A 17,272-nucleotide genomic window follows, 5' to 3' on the forward strand; every position below is an offset into this window, starting at 1 on the left:
GCTACTCCTCCTGGGTGATGCGCAGCAGTTCATCGACGCTGGTCAGGCCTTCCAGCACCCGCTGACGTCCGTCCTGGAACAGGCTGCGAGAGCTTTTACGCGCCTCGCCGGCCAACGCCTGCTCGCTGGCACCTTGATGAATCAACTGGGAGAACGCGGCACTGACGGTTACCAGTTCATAGATGCCGAAGCGCCCGCGGTAGCCTTTTTGGCACTGATCGCAACCCTGGGCCTTGAACAGCCGTGGGGCGGCGTCGGCTTCCAGGCCGAGGCGGCGGCAGGTCGTGGCGTCGGCCACATAAGGCGTCTTGCAGGCCGGGCACAACGCGCGTAACAAGCGCTGGGCGACGATGCCCGCCAGGGACGAAGCCAGCAGATACGCATCCACCCCCATGTCCACCAGCCGCGTGACCGCGCCGACGGCAGTGTTGGTGTGCAGGGTCGACAGCACCAGGTGCCCGGTCAGGGATGCCTGGACCGCGATCTCGGCGGTCTCGCGGTCGCGTATCTCACCGACCATTACCACGTCCGGGTCCTGGCGCAGGATGGCCCGCAAGCCGCGGGCGAAAGTCATGTCGACTTTCGGATTGACCGGCATCTGGCCGATGCCCGGCAGGTGGTATTCGATCGGGTCTTCGACGGTGAGGATGTTGCGGCTCTGGTCGTTGATGCTGCTCAGCGCCGCATACAGGCTGGTGGTCTTGCCCGAGCCCGTGGGGCCGGTGACCAGCACGATGCCATGGGGTTTGCCGAGCAGTTGGCGCAGCCCTGCCAGGGTGTCGTCGGGCAGGCCCAGGCGCTGCAATTCCAGGCGCCCGGCCTGCTTGTCGAGCAGGCGCAACACCACGCGCTCGCCATGGGCCGACGGCAGGGTCGAGACCCGCACGTCGACTTCATGCCCCGCCAGGCGCAGGGCCATGCGCCCATCCTGGGGCACGCGCTTCTCGGCAATGTCCAGGCGCGCCATGACCTTGATCCGCGACACCAGCAGACTCGCCAGCTCCCGGCGCGGACGGAGCATTTCCTGCAATTGGCCGTCGATGCGCATGCGCACCGACAGGTACTGCTCGAACGTTTCCAGGTGCACATCTGAGGCGTGCTCACGCACCGCCTCGCTGAGCAAGGCATTGATCAGCCGAATGATCGGCGCATCGCCCTGCTCTTCCAACAGGTCGGTGGTCTGCGGCACCTGGTCGGCCAGGCTGAGCAGGTCCAGTTCCTCGTCCAGGCCTTGGGCAACCTGCTCGGCCGCACTCTGGCCCTGGCGATAGACACTCGCCAGGCGCATCGCGAACGGCGCCGGGTCCAAAAGCTCCACAGGCAGATCCCGACCACACAGGCGCCGCACTTCTGCCACGGCGCTCAGCGGCGCATCCCGGCGCAGGACCAGGTTCAGGTCCGGCCCCTCGCCTTGCAGCAGTACGCCAAAACGTCGGGCGAAACCAAAGGACAACTGCTCGCTCACAGTTCACCCGAGCGCAGTTGACGCAAGTCGCTCACCGGCGCCTCGCTGGACGGTTCGAACAACTGGCGGGCCTCGCGAGGCAACAACAGCGAATTGTTCTTGCGCGAACCCGGCTTGCTCAATTCACGCAACGCGTCGTAGCGCTGGCGGCTCACATCGGCCAGGTCCTCGCTGCTGCGCACGATGGTGGGCCGCAGGAAGACCATCAGGTTGCTTTTGGTCTGGGTGTCGCGGTTCCAGCGAAACAGCGCGCCCAGGTACGGGATACTGCGCAGCAATGGCACCCCGCTTTCCTGGGTCCGGACACTGTCGCGGATCAGCCCGCCAATCACGATGATCTGCCCATCGTCTGCCAGGATCGTGCTCTTCAGGGCGCGCTTGTTGGTGATCAGGTCCGAAGAGTCCACGCCCGAGACCGCCGGTGCAATGTCCGAGACTTCCTGCTGGACCTCGAGGCGCAAGGTCGAGCCTTCATTGATGTACGGCTTGACCTTGAGGCTGATGCCGACGTCCTTGCGCTCCACCGTGGTGAACGGATTGTCCGCCCCGCTGCTGTTGGTGGCGTATGAGCCGGTCTTGAACGGGACGTTCTGCCCCACGATGATTTCCGCTTCCTGGTTGTCCAGGGTCAGCAGGCTGGGGGTGGAAAGCAGGTTGCTATGGCTGTTACCCGCCAGCGCCGAGACCAGCGCGCTGAAACGATCACCGCCCAAGCGCAGGACCGCGCCTTCCGGGGCCTTTTCAAGGTCATCGAAATTCAGGCCACCCAGGATCGGGATATTGGTTCCAGGGAAATTGACGAAGCCGTTGGCGCTGCCACTGTTGAGGCTCCACTGCACGCCAAGGGCTTCGGTGATGTCCCCGGTGATCTCGACGATGGCCGCGTGAATAAGCACCTGGGCCCGGGGTTGGTCCAACTCACGAACGATGTTTTCTATGGTGCGCACCTGGGCCGGCTCGGCGATCAGTACCAGGGCGTTCTGGCTCTCATCGGCCTTGATTACGAACGGGCTGGCAGAACTGGCTTCTCGCTGTCCGGCCAGCGTCGAAGTGTGTTTTTTCTCCTGTCCGACGCCTTCCAGCACCTCGGCCAATTGCCTGGCATCGCTGTGGCGCAGGCGGATGACCCGCGCATTGTCCTGGGAGGCGGCCGGCGGCACGTCCAGGGTCCGGGCCAGATCGAGCAGGCGCTGGCGCACCGCCGGCGCACCGACGATCACCAGGCGGTTGCTGCGGGCATCGGCAATCACCAGGCCAGCCGTGTCGCCTTCGCGCTTGCCGGCGGAAGCTTCCACCAGCGGTGCGATATCTGCGGCTTGGGCATGCCGCAACGCCAGCACCACATGATTACGATTGCGCCCGGAGTCCAACTGCTGCACCACTGCGGCGATGCGCTGGACATTGGCGACCGTGTCTGTGACCACCAGCGCATTGGACGACACCGAAGGGCCCACGTAGCCGTTGCCCGACACCAGCGGCCGGACCAATCCGGCGATATCGGCGGCAATGCTCGATTGCAACTCGACGACCCGGGTAACGAACTGCGACGGCGTGGCGCTTTCTGGATCGCTGGTCCCGGCGCGCGTCTTGGCATCGCTGACCGGGGTGATCAGGATCCGCTCGCCTTCATCGATCACCGTGAAGTTGTGCGCATCGAGCACCGAATAGAACAGCCGGCGCACGCCTTCACGATCCAGCGCCTGGCGGGACATGACGCTGATCCGCCCTGACACACGGGGGTCGAGCACCACGGTCTTGCCGAGGATCCCGGAGATTTCCTCGACCACGTCGCGCAGTTCCGCATTGTTCATCGCCAGCTGCCAACGGGCCTCTTCGGCCCGCAGCGAGCCGGGAAACGCCAGCGGACAACATAGGCCAAGACAGAACAGGACGCGCGAAACGCCGCCCCGGATAAAGCTGTTCATGATTCGATCACTCTGATTGCCCGGCCACCGGGCGTAGGTATTGCGAGGAAATCAGCGTCGCAGGGGGCCCGTCTTCGGGGGCCAGCCGACGCAGCAAAGGTTGGGCTGGCTGTTGCAGGGCCACCCGCTCTTCCCGGCCGTTGCGCCACAACGTCACATGGCTGGCCTCGACCCGGCGCAGCACATTGCCACCCGGCAGGCGCTCACCTACCTGGTAAATGCGCGAGCCGGCGGCATTCGTCAGCAATGCCCGCGACAAGCCTTGGTCCGCGACAAAGCTGGCCTGCAAGGTGATCGGCTCTGAGCTGGGCGCATGGGCACCTTCAGGCATCAGGCCGAGCACGCTTGCCACCGCCTGCACATTGGGTGGCTCAGGTACCGGGACGATCGGCGCGGCCGCCGCCACCGGCACATCACCCTGCAATGCCTGGCGAAAACGCCACTCCTGTACCGCCAGGAATGCCCCGTACAGCAAAGGAACGAGCACCAGCAGAGTCTTCGGCAACCAGCTGCCGCCCCTGCGCAGAAAACTCATCGCTGTCCTCGCTCAATCATCGCGCCCGGGGGCTTGGCGAAGGACATTCGCCGCACGACCCGACGCCCGGAACACTCATGCCAGAGCACCGCGCAGAGATGCAGGGCGACAAGCCCCGAAAGCACCACGCAAGATCCGGTATGGATGACGTTGGCCAGCTCGATCAGCGCCGGATCGTCCAGTGGCTGGGGGATGCGCACGAGCCCGAAGACACTGATGGCGCTTTTCATCATCAGCACGCCCGTCACCAGCACCACCCCGACGTTCAGGTAGATCAGCGTGTGAACCGCCAATGCCAATCGCTTGTTCAGTGAAAGCGCCTGTTCACGAGGTTCGAGCTCGCGGACGAACAGCCAGGTCCGCCATGCGAACAGTGGAATGAGCAGCGTGGTCAGCGACACATTGAGCGACCCGACCCAATGTTCCACCGAAGCTGAAACGGGCATGCAGGCCACGTAAAAACCGGACACCAACGCCCACAAAATAACGACGGCCGACAGCCAGTGCAGCAGCACCCGCCGCCTGGAATAATTGGAATGCATGACTGCGTCCTCCTTTAAGGCTCCAGGCAACCGGGCCGGTCGCCTGAAGCCGTGCCTGTCAGGACTTACAGCTTGTCCCAGGCGCTCTGCCAGGACGCACCGACGCCCGGCTCGAAGCCGTTGGCGTTCGGGGCGTATTGCTTGCAGTAGCCGGACGCAGGGAACGGCTTGCACTCGAATACTTCGTCGGTCTTGGGTTGCAGCACTTTGGTACCGGCGGTGTAGTCGCTGATACCTTCAGGGAACACGAAGTCATACTCGATGCCCGCGCCTTCACCGGTCAGGGTGACGCTCTGGGTGTCCTGCCGAGTGGTCCGGCCATCTGCGGTAGTCCCTACCAGCGTCAGGGTGTGAGCACCCGGAGCACTGCGCACGTCAATGCTCAGCCCGGTATTGCCTTCACCCACGGTCTGGCTCACCGCACCCACCTGCTTGTTGTTTTCATCGAACAGCGCGGCCTGCAGGTCCATCCTGCGGTTGGTCTGCGCTGCGAACGCCATGCTGACCCGACCTTTGTCCAGTACGTATTCCGGCTGCAGGGAAGCGACCTCCATGCTGGCGCCAGCGTCTTCCTTCATGTCCAGTTGCACTTCATAGCGGGTCACGCCGCTTTCATTCTGGGCGTACAGCTTGTTGGTGCCCTTGATCGGCGTGATATTGCCCTCGTCATCGCGGATACCGGCACGAATCAAGGGATGTGCCTTGTTGATGGCGTCGGCCAGCTTGAACGACCAGTTCTCAGGCCTGCCTTCCTCGGCGTCGTCGATGCTGATCTCGACGCTGTACTCGGCATTTTCACCGGTCGCGGAGAATGCCCGGGCCTTGACCTTGTCACCCGCCAGCAGTGGCGTCGACGGAGCGATGCTGCCCACCGGCGACCAACCGCCCGGCAACGCGGCTTCGGCGAGGATGTTCACATCCGCCGGGTTGTAGAATGCGGCGTCGGTGTCACCGACCGTCCAGACCGCCAGGATGACGTGATGACCCGACTTGCTGTCAGGAATCACACAATTGTGCTCGGCACCACTGACCGGAATCTGATTGCCGCCATCGATCGCACAAAACGGTGCGCTGTCGAACGATGCACGCTCGAGTGGCTTGTTCGGGTTCCAACCGTCGCGGGTAATGAAATATTCGTGCTTGGTCGCTGGATGCGGGGCGATATATCGCCATTGGAAGGCGATGTTGCGATCGCGGATTTCTGTCAGCTGCCAGCGAGTGGACGACTGCGCATCCAGGGCGGAAAACAGCGAGTTGCCGCCGCTGGCGATTTTGCCGTCGATCGGGCCTTGCAGCGGGGCGCCGCCTGCTCCGTTCGGGAAGCCCTTGAATGTCTCCCCGGTACTATGGGGTTCGTATTGCGCGCCACCGCAGTTTTTGTTTTCACCTTGCCGGCACAGCAATGCGCGCGATGGTGGCACTTCGAGGTAACCGTGGGCCAGCGCACCCTGGGACACGGCCAGGGACGACAACAGAACTAAGGAGGACGTGCACCCCATCAATAGATTGCGCTTGTTGAAATTGTTTTTCATATAAGTTCCAGACTATTCATCGAGTTTTAAAAGACGTATCACCGCCTTTTGCAAGGTGCGCCGGATCGTTCAGCGCCAGACCTTGCAAGCGCCGAACCTTATAGAAAGTCGCAGATTCCCTATGTAGGAAAATTCTCTCAAAACAGAAGGAATGATCTCTGATTCCATTTCTCTTACATAACTAGAGAAACTTCTTACGAACGGAAATAGCTATCAAACAAAAACAAACAGATCCGTCAGCTAAAACGGCCGCCTGAATGCAAATTGAATAGATAAAACAACAAGACATTAAAAAGCCTGTCCGACGCGAGGCCGGACAGGCTGAGTGATTCAGGCTGCGATTCAGGCGTGGTATTGCGCCGATAACTCATGCACCGCCCGCAGGAAGGCACCGGCATGTTCCGGGTCGACTTCCGGAGTGATGCCATGGCCGAGGTTGAACACGTGGCCGCTGCCGCTGCCGCTGCCGTAGCTGGCAAGGATTCGACCGACTTCGGCGCGGATCGCTTCAGGCTTGGCGTACAGCACGGTCGGGTCCATGTTGCCTTGCAGGGCGACTTTATGACCCACGCGCTCACGGGCGTTGCCGATGTCGCAGGTCCAGTCCAGGCCCAGGGCGTCGGCGCCGGCATCGGCGATGCTTTCCAGCCACAGGCCGCCGTTCTTGGTGAACAGGATCACCGGTACCTTACGGCCTTCGTGCTCGCGGATCAGGCCGCTGACGATCTTGCGCATGTAGGCCAGGGAGAACTCCTGGTACGCCGCCGCCGACAGGTTGCCACCCCAGGTGTCGAAGATCTGCACCGCTTGCGCGCCGGCCAGGATCTGGCCGTTGAGATAGGACGTGACCGACTGCGCCAGCTTATCGAGCAGCAGGTGCATGGCTTGCGGGTTGTCGTAGAGCATCGCCTTGGTCTTGCGGAAGTCCTTGGACGAACCGCCTTCGACCATGTAGGTCGCCAGCGTCCAGGGGCTGCCGGAGAAACCGATCAGCGGCACGCGACCATTGAGTTCGCGGCGAATGGTGCTGACCGCGTCCATGACGTAGCCCAGGTCTTTCTGCGGATCGGGAATCGGCAAAGCCTCAATGTCAGCCAGGGTGCTGACGACCTTCTTGAAGCGCGGACCTTCGCCGGTCTCGAAGTACAGGCCCTGGCCCATGGCGTCGGGGATGGTCAGGATGTCGGAAAACAGAATCGCCGCGTCCAGCTGCGGATAACGATCCAGCGGCTGCATCGTGACCTCGCAGGCAAACTGCGGGTTCATGCACAGGCTCATGAAGTCGCCGGCCTTGGCACGACTGGCGCGATACTCCGGCAGGTAGCGACCGGCCTGGCGCATCATCCACACCGGGGTGACGTCTACAGGTTGCTTGAGCAAGGCACGCAGGAAACGGTCGTTCTTCAGGGCAGTCATGTCGGCATCCGGAAAAAAAGTGCGGGCATTTTCTCAGAGCGCGACGCAAAAGGCACGGCAAGAGCCGTGCCTTTTATCTATCGGGGCAATTTGTCGCGGAGGAACCCTATCTTCGCAGCATCACAAAAACACCTGTGGGAGCGGGCTTGCTCGCGAAAGCGGCGTGCCAAGCAACATCTCTGTCAACTGACACTGCGCATTCGCGAGCAAGCCCGCTCCCACATTTGATTGCATTTCCAACCAGGGAGTGATCAGACCCCCAGGTAATCCAGAATCCCTTCAGCCGCATTGCGGCCTTCGAAGATCGCTGTCACCACCAGGTCGGAACCGCGGACCATGTCGCCACCGGCGAAGATCTTCGGGTTACTGGTCTGGTGCTTGTACTGGCCTTGTTCCGGTGCCACGACGCGGCCCTGGCTGTCGGTCTGGATGCTGAACTGCTCGAACCATGGCGCCGGGCTCGGGCGGAAGCCGAAGGCGATGACCACGGCGTCGGCCGGGATGATTTCTTCGGAGCCCGGGATCGGCTCGGGACTGCGACGGCCACGGGCATCCGGTTCGCCGAGACGGGTCTCGACCACCTTGACACCTTCGACCTTGTCTTCACCCACGATGGCGATCGGCTGACGGTTGTAGAGAAATTTCACGCCTTCTTCCTTGGCGTTCTTCACCTCTTTGCGCGAGCCCGGCATGTTCGCTTCGTCACGACGGTAGGCGCAGGTCACCGACTTGGCGCCCTGGCGAATCGAGGTGCGGTTGCAGTCCATCGCCGTGTCACCACCACCGAGTACCACGACTTTCTTGCCTTTCATGTCGACGAAATCTTCCGGCGACTTTTCAAAGCCCAGGTTGCGGTTGACGTTGGCGATCAGGAAATCCAGTGCGTCGTACACACCCGGCAGATCCTCGCCGGCAAAGCCGCCCTTCATGTAGGTGTAGGTGCCCATGCCCATGAATACTGCGTCGTATTCCTCGAGCAGTTGCTCCATGGTCACGTCCTTGCCCACTTCGGTGTTCAAGCGGAACTCGATGCCCATGCCGGTGAAGACTTCGCGGCGATTGCTCAGCACGGTCTTTTCCAGCTTGAACTCGGGGATGCCGAAGGTCAGCAGACCACCGATTTCCGGGTTCTTGTCGAACACCACCGGGGTCACGCCACCGCGCACTAGTACGTCGGCACAGCCCAGGCCCGCCGGGCCGGCGCCGATGATTGCCACGCGCTTGCCGGTCGGCTTGACCTTGGACATGTCCGGACGCCAGCCCATGGCGAACGCGGTGTCGGTGATGTACTTCTCCACCGAACCGATAGTCACCGCGCCAAAACCGTCGTTCAAGGTACACGCACCTTCGCACAAGCGATCCTGCGGGCACACCCGGCCGCAGACTTCCGGCAGGGTGTTGGTCTGGTGCGACAGCTCGGCGGCCTGGAGGATGTTGCCCTCGGCCACCAGCTTCAGCCAGTTGGGAATGAAGTTGTGCACCGGGCACTTCCATTCGCAATACGGGTTACCGCAACCCAGGCAACGGTGGGCCTGGTCGGCCGACTGCTGGGGTTTGAAAGGCTCGTAGATTTCCACGAACTCTTTCTTGCGTTGACGCAACAGTTTCTTCTTCGGATCCTTGCGCCCGACATCGATGAACTGGAAGTCGTTATTCAGACGTTCAGCCATTGTTAAAACCTCATCAAACTCTTCAGGCGCATATCACTGCGGGTTGGCACGGGTGCTGGAAAGCAACGACTTCAGGTTGGCAGCCTTGGGCTTGACCAGCCAGAAGCGGCGCACGTAGTCATCGAGATTTTCGGCGAGTTCACGACCCCACTCGCTGTCGGTTTCCTCGACGTACTCATCCAGTACGCGTTGCAGGTGGCTGCGGTAGGCTTCCATCGCCTCGCCGCTGATCCGCTGGATTTCCACCAGTTCGTGGTTGACCCGGTCAACGAAGGTGTTGTCCTGGTCGAGCACGTAGGCGAAACCGCCGGTCATGCCTGAGCCAAAGTTGTAACCGGTCTTGCCCAATACGCAGACGAAACCACCGGTCATGTACTCGCAGCAGTGATCGCCGGTGCCTTCCACCACGGTGTGGGCCCCGGAGTTACGCACGGCGAAACGCTCGCCTGCGGTGCCGGCGGCGAACAGCTTGCCGCCGGTGGCGCCGTACAGGCAGGTGTTGCCGATGATGGCACTGTCCTGGGTCTTGTAGACGCTGCCCTTGGGCGGAACGATGACCAGCTTGCCGCCGGTCATGCCCTTGCCCACGTAGTCGTTGGCATCGCCTTCCAGGTACATGTTCAGGCCGCCGGCGTTCCACACGCCGAAGCTCTGGCCCGCGGTGCCCTTGAAGCGGAAGGTCACCGGCGCCTTGGCCATGCCCTGGTTGCCGTGCTTGCGGGCGATTTCGCCGGAGATCCGTGCGCCGATGGAACGGTCGCAGTTGCAGATATCCAGGGCGAACTCGGCGCCGCTGAGGTCGTTGATCGCCGAGGCGGCCATGTCGACCATTTTCTCGGCCAACTCACCCTTGTCGAACGGCGGGTTGCGGTCAACCTCGCAGAACTGCGGCTTGTCTGCCGGGATCAGGTCACTGCCCAGCAACGGGGTCAGGTCCAGGTGATGTTGCTTGGCGGTCTGGCCTTCGATCACTTCCAGAAGATCGGTACGACCAATCAGCTCTTCGAGTGAGCGCACGCCCAGCTTCGCCAGCCACTCACGGGTTTCCTCGGCCACATAGGTGAAGAAATTCACCACCATGTCCACGGTACCGATGTAGTGGTCCTTGCGCAGCTTGTCGTTCTGGGTCGCCACGCCGGTGGCGCAGTTGTTCAGGTGACAGATGCGCAGGTATTTGCAGCCCAGGGCGATCATCGGCGCGGTGCCGAAGCCGAAGCTCTCGGCGCCGAGGATAGCCGCCTTGATCACGTCGAGGCCGGTTTTCAGGCCTCCGTCGGTCTGCACCCGGACCTTGCCGCGCAGGTCGTTGCCGCGCAGGGTCTGGTGGGTTTCCGCCAGGCCCAGTTCCCACGGTGCACCAGCGTACTTGATGGACGTCAGCGGCGATGCGCCGGTGCCGCCATCGTAGCCGGAGATAGTGATCAGGTCAGCATAGGCCTTCGCCACACCGGCGGCGATGGTGCCCACCCCGGCTTCCGCCACCAGCTTCACCGAGACCAGCGCCTTCGGGTTCACCTGCTTGAGATCGAAGATCAGTTGCGACAAGTCTTCGATCGAATAGATGTCGTGGTGCGGCGGCGGCGAGATCAGCGTCACGCCAGGCACCGCATAGCGCAGCTTGGCGATCAGGCCGTTGACCTTGCCACCCGGCAATTGACCACCTTCACCGGGCTTGGCGCCCTGGGCGACCTTGATCTGCAGCACTTCAGCGTTGACCAGGTATTCCGGCGTCACACCGAAGCGGCCGGTCGCGACCTGCTTGATTTTCGAGCTCTTGATGGTGCCGTAGCGCGCCGGGTCTTCGCCGCCTTCGCCGGAGTTGGAACGCGCACCGAGGCGGTTCATGGCTTCGGCCAGGGCTTCGTGGGCTTCCGGGGACAAGGCACCCAGGGAAATACCCGCCGAATCGAAGCGCTTGAGCACCGATTCCAGCGGTTCCACTTCGCTGATGTCCAGCGGCGTGTCCTGGGTCTTGACCTTGAGCAGGTCGCGAATCATCGACACCGGGCGGTTGTCCACCAGCGAGGTGTATTCCTTGAACTTGCTGTAGTCGCCCTGCTGCACGGCGGCCTGCAAGGTGTTGACCACGTCCGGGTTGTAGGCGTGGTATTCGCCACCGTGGACGAACTTCAGCAGGCCGCCTTGCTGGATCGGCTTGCGCGGGCTCCAGGCTTCGGCCGCCAGGGCTTTCTGTTCGGCTTCGATGTCGACGAAACGCGCACCCTTGATGCGGCTCGGCACGCCGCGGAAGCTCAGCTCGCAGACTTCTTCGGACAGGCCGATGGCCTCGAACAGTTGTGCACCGCGATACGAGGCGATGGTCGAGATCCCCATCTTCGACAGGATCTTGAGCAGGCCCTTGGTGATGCCCTTGCGGTAGTTCTTGAACACCTCATAGAGATCGCCCAGCACTTCGCCGGTACGGATCAGGTCGCCCAGCACTTCGTAGGCCAGGAACGGATAGACCGCCGAGGCACCGAAACCGATCAACACCGCAAAGTGATGCGGGTCGCGGGCGGTGGCGGTTTCCACCAGGATGTTGGAGTCGCAGCGCAGGCCTTTTTCGGTCAGGCGGTGGTGCACCGCGCCGGTCGCCAGCGAAGCATGGATCGGCAACTTGCCCGGGGCAATGTGACGGTCGCTGAGCACGATCTGGGTACGCCCGGCGCGGGCGGCTTCTTCAGCCTGGTCGGCGACGTTGCGGATGGCCGCTTCCAGGCCGACGCTTTCGTCGTAGTTCAGGTCGATGACCTGGCGCGCGAAGCCCGGACGGTCGAGGTTGGTCAGCGAACGCCATTTGGCCGGGGAAATCACCGGCGAACTGAGGATCACCCGCGAGGCGTGCTCCGGCGATTCCTGGAAAATGTTGCGCTCGGCGCCCAGGCAGATTTCCAGGGACATCACGATGGCTTCGCGCAGCGGGTCGATCGGCGGGTTGGTCACCTGGGCGAACTGCTGGCGGAAATAATCGTACGGCGTGCGCACGCGCTGCGACAGCACGGCCATCGGCGTGTCATCGCCCATGGAACCGACGGCTTCGTAGCCTTGCTCGCCCAACGGACGCAGCACCTGGTCACGCTCTTCGAACGTCACCTGGTACATCTTCATATATTGCTTGAGCTGGTCGACGTCGTAGAAAGCCGAACCGTGGTCGTTGTCTTCCATGGTCGCCTGGATGCGCAGGGCATTCTTGCGCAGCCATTGCTTGTACGGATGACGGGACTTGAGCCGGTTGTCGATGGCGTCGGTGTCGAGGATCTGGCCGGTTTCGGTGTCCACGGCAAAGATCTGGCCCGGGCCTACGCGCCCTTTGGCGATGACGTCTTCGGGCTGGTAGTTCCACACGCCGATTTCCGACGCCAGGGTGATGAACCCATTGGTGGTGGTGACCCAGCGCGCCGGGCGCAGACCGTTACGGTCGAGCAGGCACACGGCATAGCGGCCGTCGGTCATCACGATTCCGGCCGGGCCATCCCACGGCTCCATGTGCATGGAGTTGTATTCGTAGAAGGCACGCAGGTCCGGGTCCATGGTCTCGACGTTCTGCCACGCTGGCGGAACGAGCATGCGCACGCCACGGAACAGGTCGATGCCACCGGTCACCATCAATTCGAGCATGTTGTCCATGCTCGAGGAGTCCGAACCCACGCGGTTGACCAGCGGGCCGAGCTCTTCGAGGTCCGGCATCAGGTCGTTGGCGAACTTGGTGCGACGGGCCACGGCCCAGTTGCGGTTGCCGGTGATGGTGTTGATCTCGCCGTTGTGGGCGAGGAAGCGGAACGGCTGGGCCAGCGGCCATTTCGGCAGGGTGTTGGTGGAGAAGCGCTGGTGGAACACGCAGATCGCGGTTTTCAGGCGCTCGTCGCTCAGGTCCGGATAGAAGGCGGTCAGGTCCGCCGGCATCATCAGGCCTTTATAGATGATGGTCTTGTGGGAAAAGCTGCAGATGTAGTGGTCGGTGTCGGCGGCGTTGGCCACGGACGAACGACGACGGGAGCTGAACAGCTTGATCGACATTTCCTGGTCGCTCAGGCCATCGCCAGCGATGAATACCTGTTCGATCTGCGGCAGGCGCTCAAGGGCCAGGCGGCCGAGGACGCTGGTGTCGATCGGCACTTTGCGCCAGCCGACCAGTTGCAGGCCGGCGGCCAGGATCTCGCGGTTCATGTTCTCGCGAGCTGCTTGCGCCTTCACCGGATCCTGGTTGAAGAACACCATGCCCACGGCGTATTGCTTGGGCAGGGTTACGCCGAACGTTTCCTGGGCAATGGCTCGCAGGAACTCGTCAGGCTTTTGAATCAGCAAGCCACAACCGTCACCGGTCTTGCCGTCGGCGTTGATCCCACCGCGGTGGGTCATGCAGGTCAGGGCCTCAATGGCCGTTTGCAAAAGGGTATGGCTGGGCTCGCCCTGCATATGGGCTATCAGGCCGAAACCGCAGTTATCCTTGAATTCATCTGGTTGGTACAGACCTGCTTTCATAGACACTTTCTCACCAGGCTGCCTCTTGCGAGGCAAATTTCTTTTCAATTCAACCAGTTGCATGCCGCGCCGAACGTACGCCAGCTTTGCGGGGGCAAAAGGGAGGTCATTGTACACACCGACACAGAGCCCCACAAATTTGACGACGAACTGTCGCAAATTCATGTCGCATTTGTGAAAGGTTTAAATCTATATGCTGTGCTAGTCAAAACTTTTTTGGGTTCGACCGCTACGACTCAAACGCTACTGTGACGCAGACACCACAAGGCGCGCGGCCCGAAAAGGTCGCTCGCCCTTGTGGAAATGTTGAGGTGCCGGGAGAGGCGGCCTGGGTAAGGCCGCCGAATCTTCAGCGAGTTGCAGCCAGTTCCTGTTGGACGCTGGCGACAGTGCGAGGCCAAGGTTTACCAGCCTGGACCTTCGCTGGCAAGGCCTTGATGGCGGAAACAGCTGCATCACGGTTGGCAAAGCTGCCGTAAGTGATGACGTACAGCGGCTTGCCGTTAAGGACTTTCTTGAAATATCGGTACTCGCCGCCCTGTTCTTTGACGAAGTTCTGCGCCGTGGCCTCGGAGCTGGTACCGAGAATCTGCACCACATAGTTACCCGGGGCTTGGCCGGCGTACCAGCTGCCACCGGTGGCCTTGGCCGGGGTAGCAGGCTTGGCGGCGGGTGCTGGCGCGGGCGCCGGCTTGGCGGCAGGGGCCGGAGCTGGCTTGGCGGTCGCCACCTGGACAGGCGCAGGGGCCGGCTTGGCCGGAGCAGCAGGCGCTGGCGTCGGAGCCGGACCGGCCGGCACACCCACAGGCGGCGCGGTGGTGGTCACGGTCGGCGGCGTGTCACTGCTGTCGTCGATCGGTGGTGCTGCGCCGTCGTCGCCTTCAGTAATACCACCTGCGGCTTCGGCCAGGGGGCCGCGCATGACCGGCTGCGATTGGCCGACCAACGGCAACGGCATCGGCTGGGTGTTACCGGCAAATTCCACCGCCGGCGCGCCGCCAGGTTTCGGTGCGCCCTGGCCCAGAGGCAGTTGCGCCTGTTCGTTGGCGGGTGCGCCCGTGGTGGGTGCCTTGTTGCGACCCGGCATCAGCCAGGCGGCGGCGACCGCGACCACAACCACCGCGGAAATCGCCAATACGTGCTTCTTCGGCATATTGAACCCCATACTTGGACGCTTCACCGCTGAGCGGCTGGCAATCATGACTTCGATCAGAGCATCGCGGGCGACTTGGTTGATGTTGCCAGGCCAGCCTTCGGCGCTTTCGTGAATCTCAGAGATCTGATCGGCGGTGAAAAGTTCGATGCCCCGGCCAGCCCCTTCAAGACGCTGGGCCAGGTATTCACGGGTCTCTTCCTCGGTGTAGGGCGCCAGCTCGATGACATGAAAGCGCTCTTCCTCGAGGTTCAACTGCTCCAGGTCGGCGATCAGCGACGACTCGCCAAACAGGAATACGTGAGGACGACCTTCCGGCGCGCCGGCCGCCAGAGCCAGCAGGGCTTCGAGGGCAGACTCGTCAAGTTGCTCGGCGTCATCCACCAGCAGATAGACTTCCTGCCCGGTCAATGCCAGCTGCACGATCTGATCGAGAATCGCACCGACTTCGACCTGGGCGACGTTGAGCGCCTGGGCCACCTGACGCAGCACACCGGCGGCGTCGCCGGCGCCGCGGGCCGATACCACCACGCTTTGCACCGATTGTTTATTGGTGCTGGCGACCAACGCCTGGCGCAGCAAGGTCTTGCCGCTGCCCTGGGGACCGGTCACCACCAGCAGCAACTGGCTGTAGCGCGCCAGGTGGTGCAGCTGGCCCAACACCGGCTTGCGTTGGGCGGGGAAAAATTTGAAGCCCGGGACCCGTGGCGCAAAAGGGTCATGACTCAACTGGAAATGGCCGAGGAAAGCCTCGTCGGCATGCAAACTAGTCATCGGAATCTTATTAACCTTTAAGCTGAGCCAGGGCGCGGTAGTCCGCTCCCAGCGTGGCCTGTAGAACCTCTTTCGGATAATCGTCGGTCACCACCGCTTCGCCCATGCGGCGCAGCAGCACCAGACGCAGACGACCGTCGATCACTTTTTTGTCGATTGCCATGTGTTCGAGGAAATCCGCCTCGGTCATCTCCTCGGGCGGAATCACCGGCAGCCCCGCGCGCTGGAACAGGCGGATACCACGATCGCGCTCCTGCTCGCTGATCCAGCCCAGGCGTGCCGACATCTCCAGCGCCATGACCGTACCGGCGGCAACCGCTTCACCATGCAGCCAGACACCATAGCCCATATGGGTTTCGATGGCATGGCCAAAGGTGTGGCCCAGGTTCAGCGTGGCACGCACGCCCGACTCGCGCTCATCGGCACCGACCACCGCAGCCTTGGCGGCGCAGGAGCGCTCGATGGCGTAGGTCAGGGCCGTTTGATCCAGCGCTCGCAGGCGATCGACGTTTTCTTCCAGCCAACCGAGGAACGGCTCGTCGCAGATCAGCCCGTACTTGATGACTTCCGCCAGCCCCGCGGACAATTCGCGGGCCGGCAGGGTGTTGAGGGTCGCGGTATCGATCAGCACCACGTTGGGCTGGTAGAAAGCACCGACCATATTCTTGCCCAATGGATGGTTGATGCCGGTTTTGCCACCCACCGACGAGTCGACCTGGGACAGCAGTGTGGTGGGAATCTGGATGAAGTCGACGCCGCGCTGGTAGCAGGCAGCCGCGAAACCGGCCATGTCGCCGATCACACCACCGCCCAGGGCAATCACCGTCGTGCGGCGATCATGCCGTGCAGCCAGCAGACCGTCGAAAATCAGTTGCAGGGTTTCCCAGTTCTTGAACGCTTCACCGTCGGGGAGCACCACCGAAATGAGCGAAAAGCCCGACAGGCTGCGCGTCAGGCGCTCCAGGTACAAAGGGGCGACGGTTTCGTTGGAGATGATCGCCACTTGCCGCCCGGCGATATGCGGCACCAGCAATTCGGGCTGGTCCAGCAAGCCTTCGCCAATGTGAATCGGGTAGCTGCGCTCGCCCAGGTCGACCTTAAGTGTCTGCATGTGTCCCCACAGTGAAGATGGAATCAGGCGTCCTGCCTGCAATTAACGAAAATCCACGCTGCCTGCTTTGATGCCATCCAATGGCAATCCGCCACGCCCCAGCGGGCCACAACGGGACGTCGAGGATAGCGCATTTCGCCAGGCGCATTAACGGGGAGGCAATTGTTGCAGGCGTTCGAGGATATCCAGGACCACCATTCGTGGCGGCCGCTCGTCGGTTTCGACCACCAGGTCGGCGATCTCCCGGTACAGCGGATCACGCAGCTCCAGCAGGTCTCGCAGGGTCTTGGCCGGGTCGGCGGTACGCAACAGCGGTCGGTTGCGATCCCGGGCGGTGCGCCCCACCTGCTGCTCGACGGACGCGTGCAGATAGACCACTCGTCCGCCGGCATGCAGCGCCTGACGATTGGCTTCGCGCATCACCGCGCCGCCTCCGGTGGCCAACACCACGCCCTCGAACGCGCACAGCTCGGCGATCATCGCCTGCTCGCGATCACGAAAGCCGGGCTCGCCTTCCTTGTCGAAGATCCATGGGATATTGGCACCCGTGCGCAATTCAATTTCCTTGTCGGAGTCTTTGAATGGCAGGCGCAGCTCTTTGGCCAGCAAACGGCCGATGGTGCTTTTTCCAGCGCCCATCGGCCCTACAAGAATCAAATTTCGCACA

11 protein-coding genes are annotated in these 17,272 nt (G+C 62.4%); all 11 read right to left on the reverse strand.

Translation table 11 applies throughout. From position 1 onward, the window contains the following. Position 1: 1 nt before the first annotated feature. The 11 genes from gspE to aroK all read right to left on the reverse strand — a co-directional run bounded on the left by gspE (position 2) and on the right by aroK (position 17,271). The gene (gene gspE / locus RGM2987_RS17245) at positions 2–1,465 is read right to left on the reverse strand and encodes a type II secretion system ATPase GspE (RefSeq protein ID WP_348529642.1); all 1,464 of its coding nucleotides are present in this window, start codon (positions 1,463–1,465) and stop codon (positions 2–4) included. Continuing rightward, on the reverse strand, positions 1,462–3,390 hold the full coding sequence (gene gspD, locus RGM2987_RS17250) for a type II secretion system secretin GspD (protein WP_245143505.1): 1,929 nt from the start codon (positions 3,388–3,390) through the stop codon (positions 1,462–1,464). Before gspD ends, gspE begins: the two co-directional genes overlap by 4 nt. A gap of 7 nt (positions 3,391–3,397) precedes the next feature. Then, positions 3,398–3,925: a type II secretion system protein N gene (locus RGM2987_RS17255; RefSeq protein ID WP_245143508.1), complete on the reverse strand. Its 528-nt coding sequence runs from the start codon at positions 3,923–3,925 to the stop codon at positions 3,398–3,400. Next, positions 3,922–4,467, reverse strand: a complete 546-nt coding sequence (locus RGM2987_RS17260; protein WP_245143510.1) for a cytochrome b/b6 domain-containing protein — start codon at positions 4,465–4,467, stop codon at positions 3,922–3,924. The genes RGM2987_RS17255 and RGM2987_RS17260 overlap by 4 nt, the downstream gene beginning before the upstream one ends. A gap of 65 nt (positions 4,468–4,532) precedes the next feature. After that, a complete protein-coding gene (gene gbpA, locus RGM2987_RS17265; protein WP_245143512.1) occupies positions 4,533–5,999 on the reverse strand; it encodes an N-acetylglucosamine-binding protein GbpA in 1,467 nt (488 codons plus the stop codon). Between the two features lie 342 nt (positions 6,000–6,341). Beyond that, entirely contained in the window at positions 6,342–7,415 is a 1,074-nt protein-coding gene (gene hemE / locus RGM2987_RS17270; RefSeq protein WP_245143514.1) for a uroporphyrinogen decarboxylase, read from the reverse strand. Positions 7,416–7,666: 251 nt separating this feature from the next. Then, positions 7,667–9,085 carry an FAD-dependent oxidoreductase gene (locus RGM2987_RS17275; RefSeq protein WP_039592434.1) on the reverse strand — a complete coding sequence of 473 codons (1,419 nt, stop codon included), beginning with the start codon at positions 9,083–9,085 and terminating at the stop codon, positions 7,667–7,669. Positions 9,086–9,118: 33 nt separating this feature from the next. Beyond that, positions 9,119–13,567, reverse strand: a complete 4,449-nt coding sequence (gene gltB / locus RGM2987_RS17280; RefSeq protein ID WP_245143517.1) for a glutamate synthase large subunit — start codon at positions 13,565–13,567, stop codon at positions 9,119–9,121. A 349-nt stretch (positions 13,568–13,916) separates the two neighbouring features. Further along, the gene (locus RGM2987_RS17285; RefSeq protein ID WP_245143519.1) at positions 13,917–15,494 is read right to left on the reverse strand and encodes an AAA family ATPase; all 1,578 of its coding nucleotides are present in this window, start codon (positions 15,492–15,494) and stop codon (positions 13,917–13,919) included. Between the two features lie 10 nt (positions 15,495–15,504). Then, positions 15,505–16,605 carry a 3-dehydroquinate synthase gene (aroB, locus tag RGM2987_RS17290; protein WP_245143521.1) on the reverse strand — a complete coding sequence of 367 codons (1,101 nt, stop codon included), beginning with the start codon at positions 16,603–16,605 and terminating at the stop codon, positions 15,505–15,507. 147 nt (positions 16,606–16,752) lie between these two features. Then, positions 16,753–17,271, reverse strand: a complete 519-nt coding sequence (aroK, locus tag RGM2987_RS17295) for a shikimate kinase AroK (RefSeq protein WP_245143524.1) — start codon at positions 17,269–17,271, stop codon at positions 16,753–16,755. Between the last annotated feature and the right edge of the window lies 1 nt (position 17,272).

It is taken from the genome of Pseudomonas sp. RGM2987 (assembly GCF_022952855.1).
Lineage (GTDB): Bacteria > Pseudomonadota > Gammaproteobacteria > Pseudomonadales > Pseudomonadaceae > Aquipseudomonas.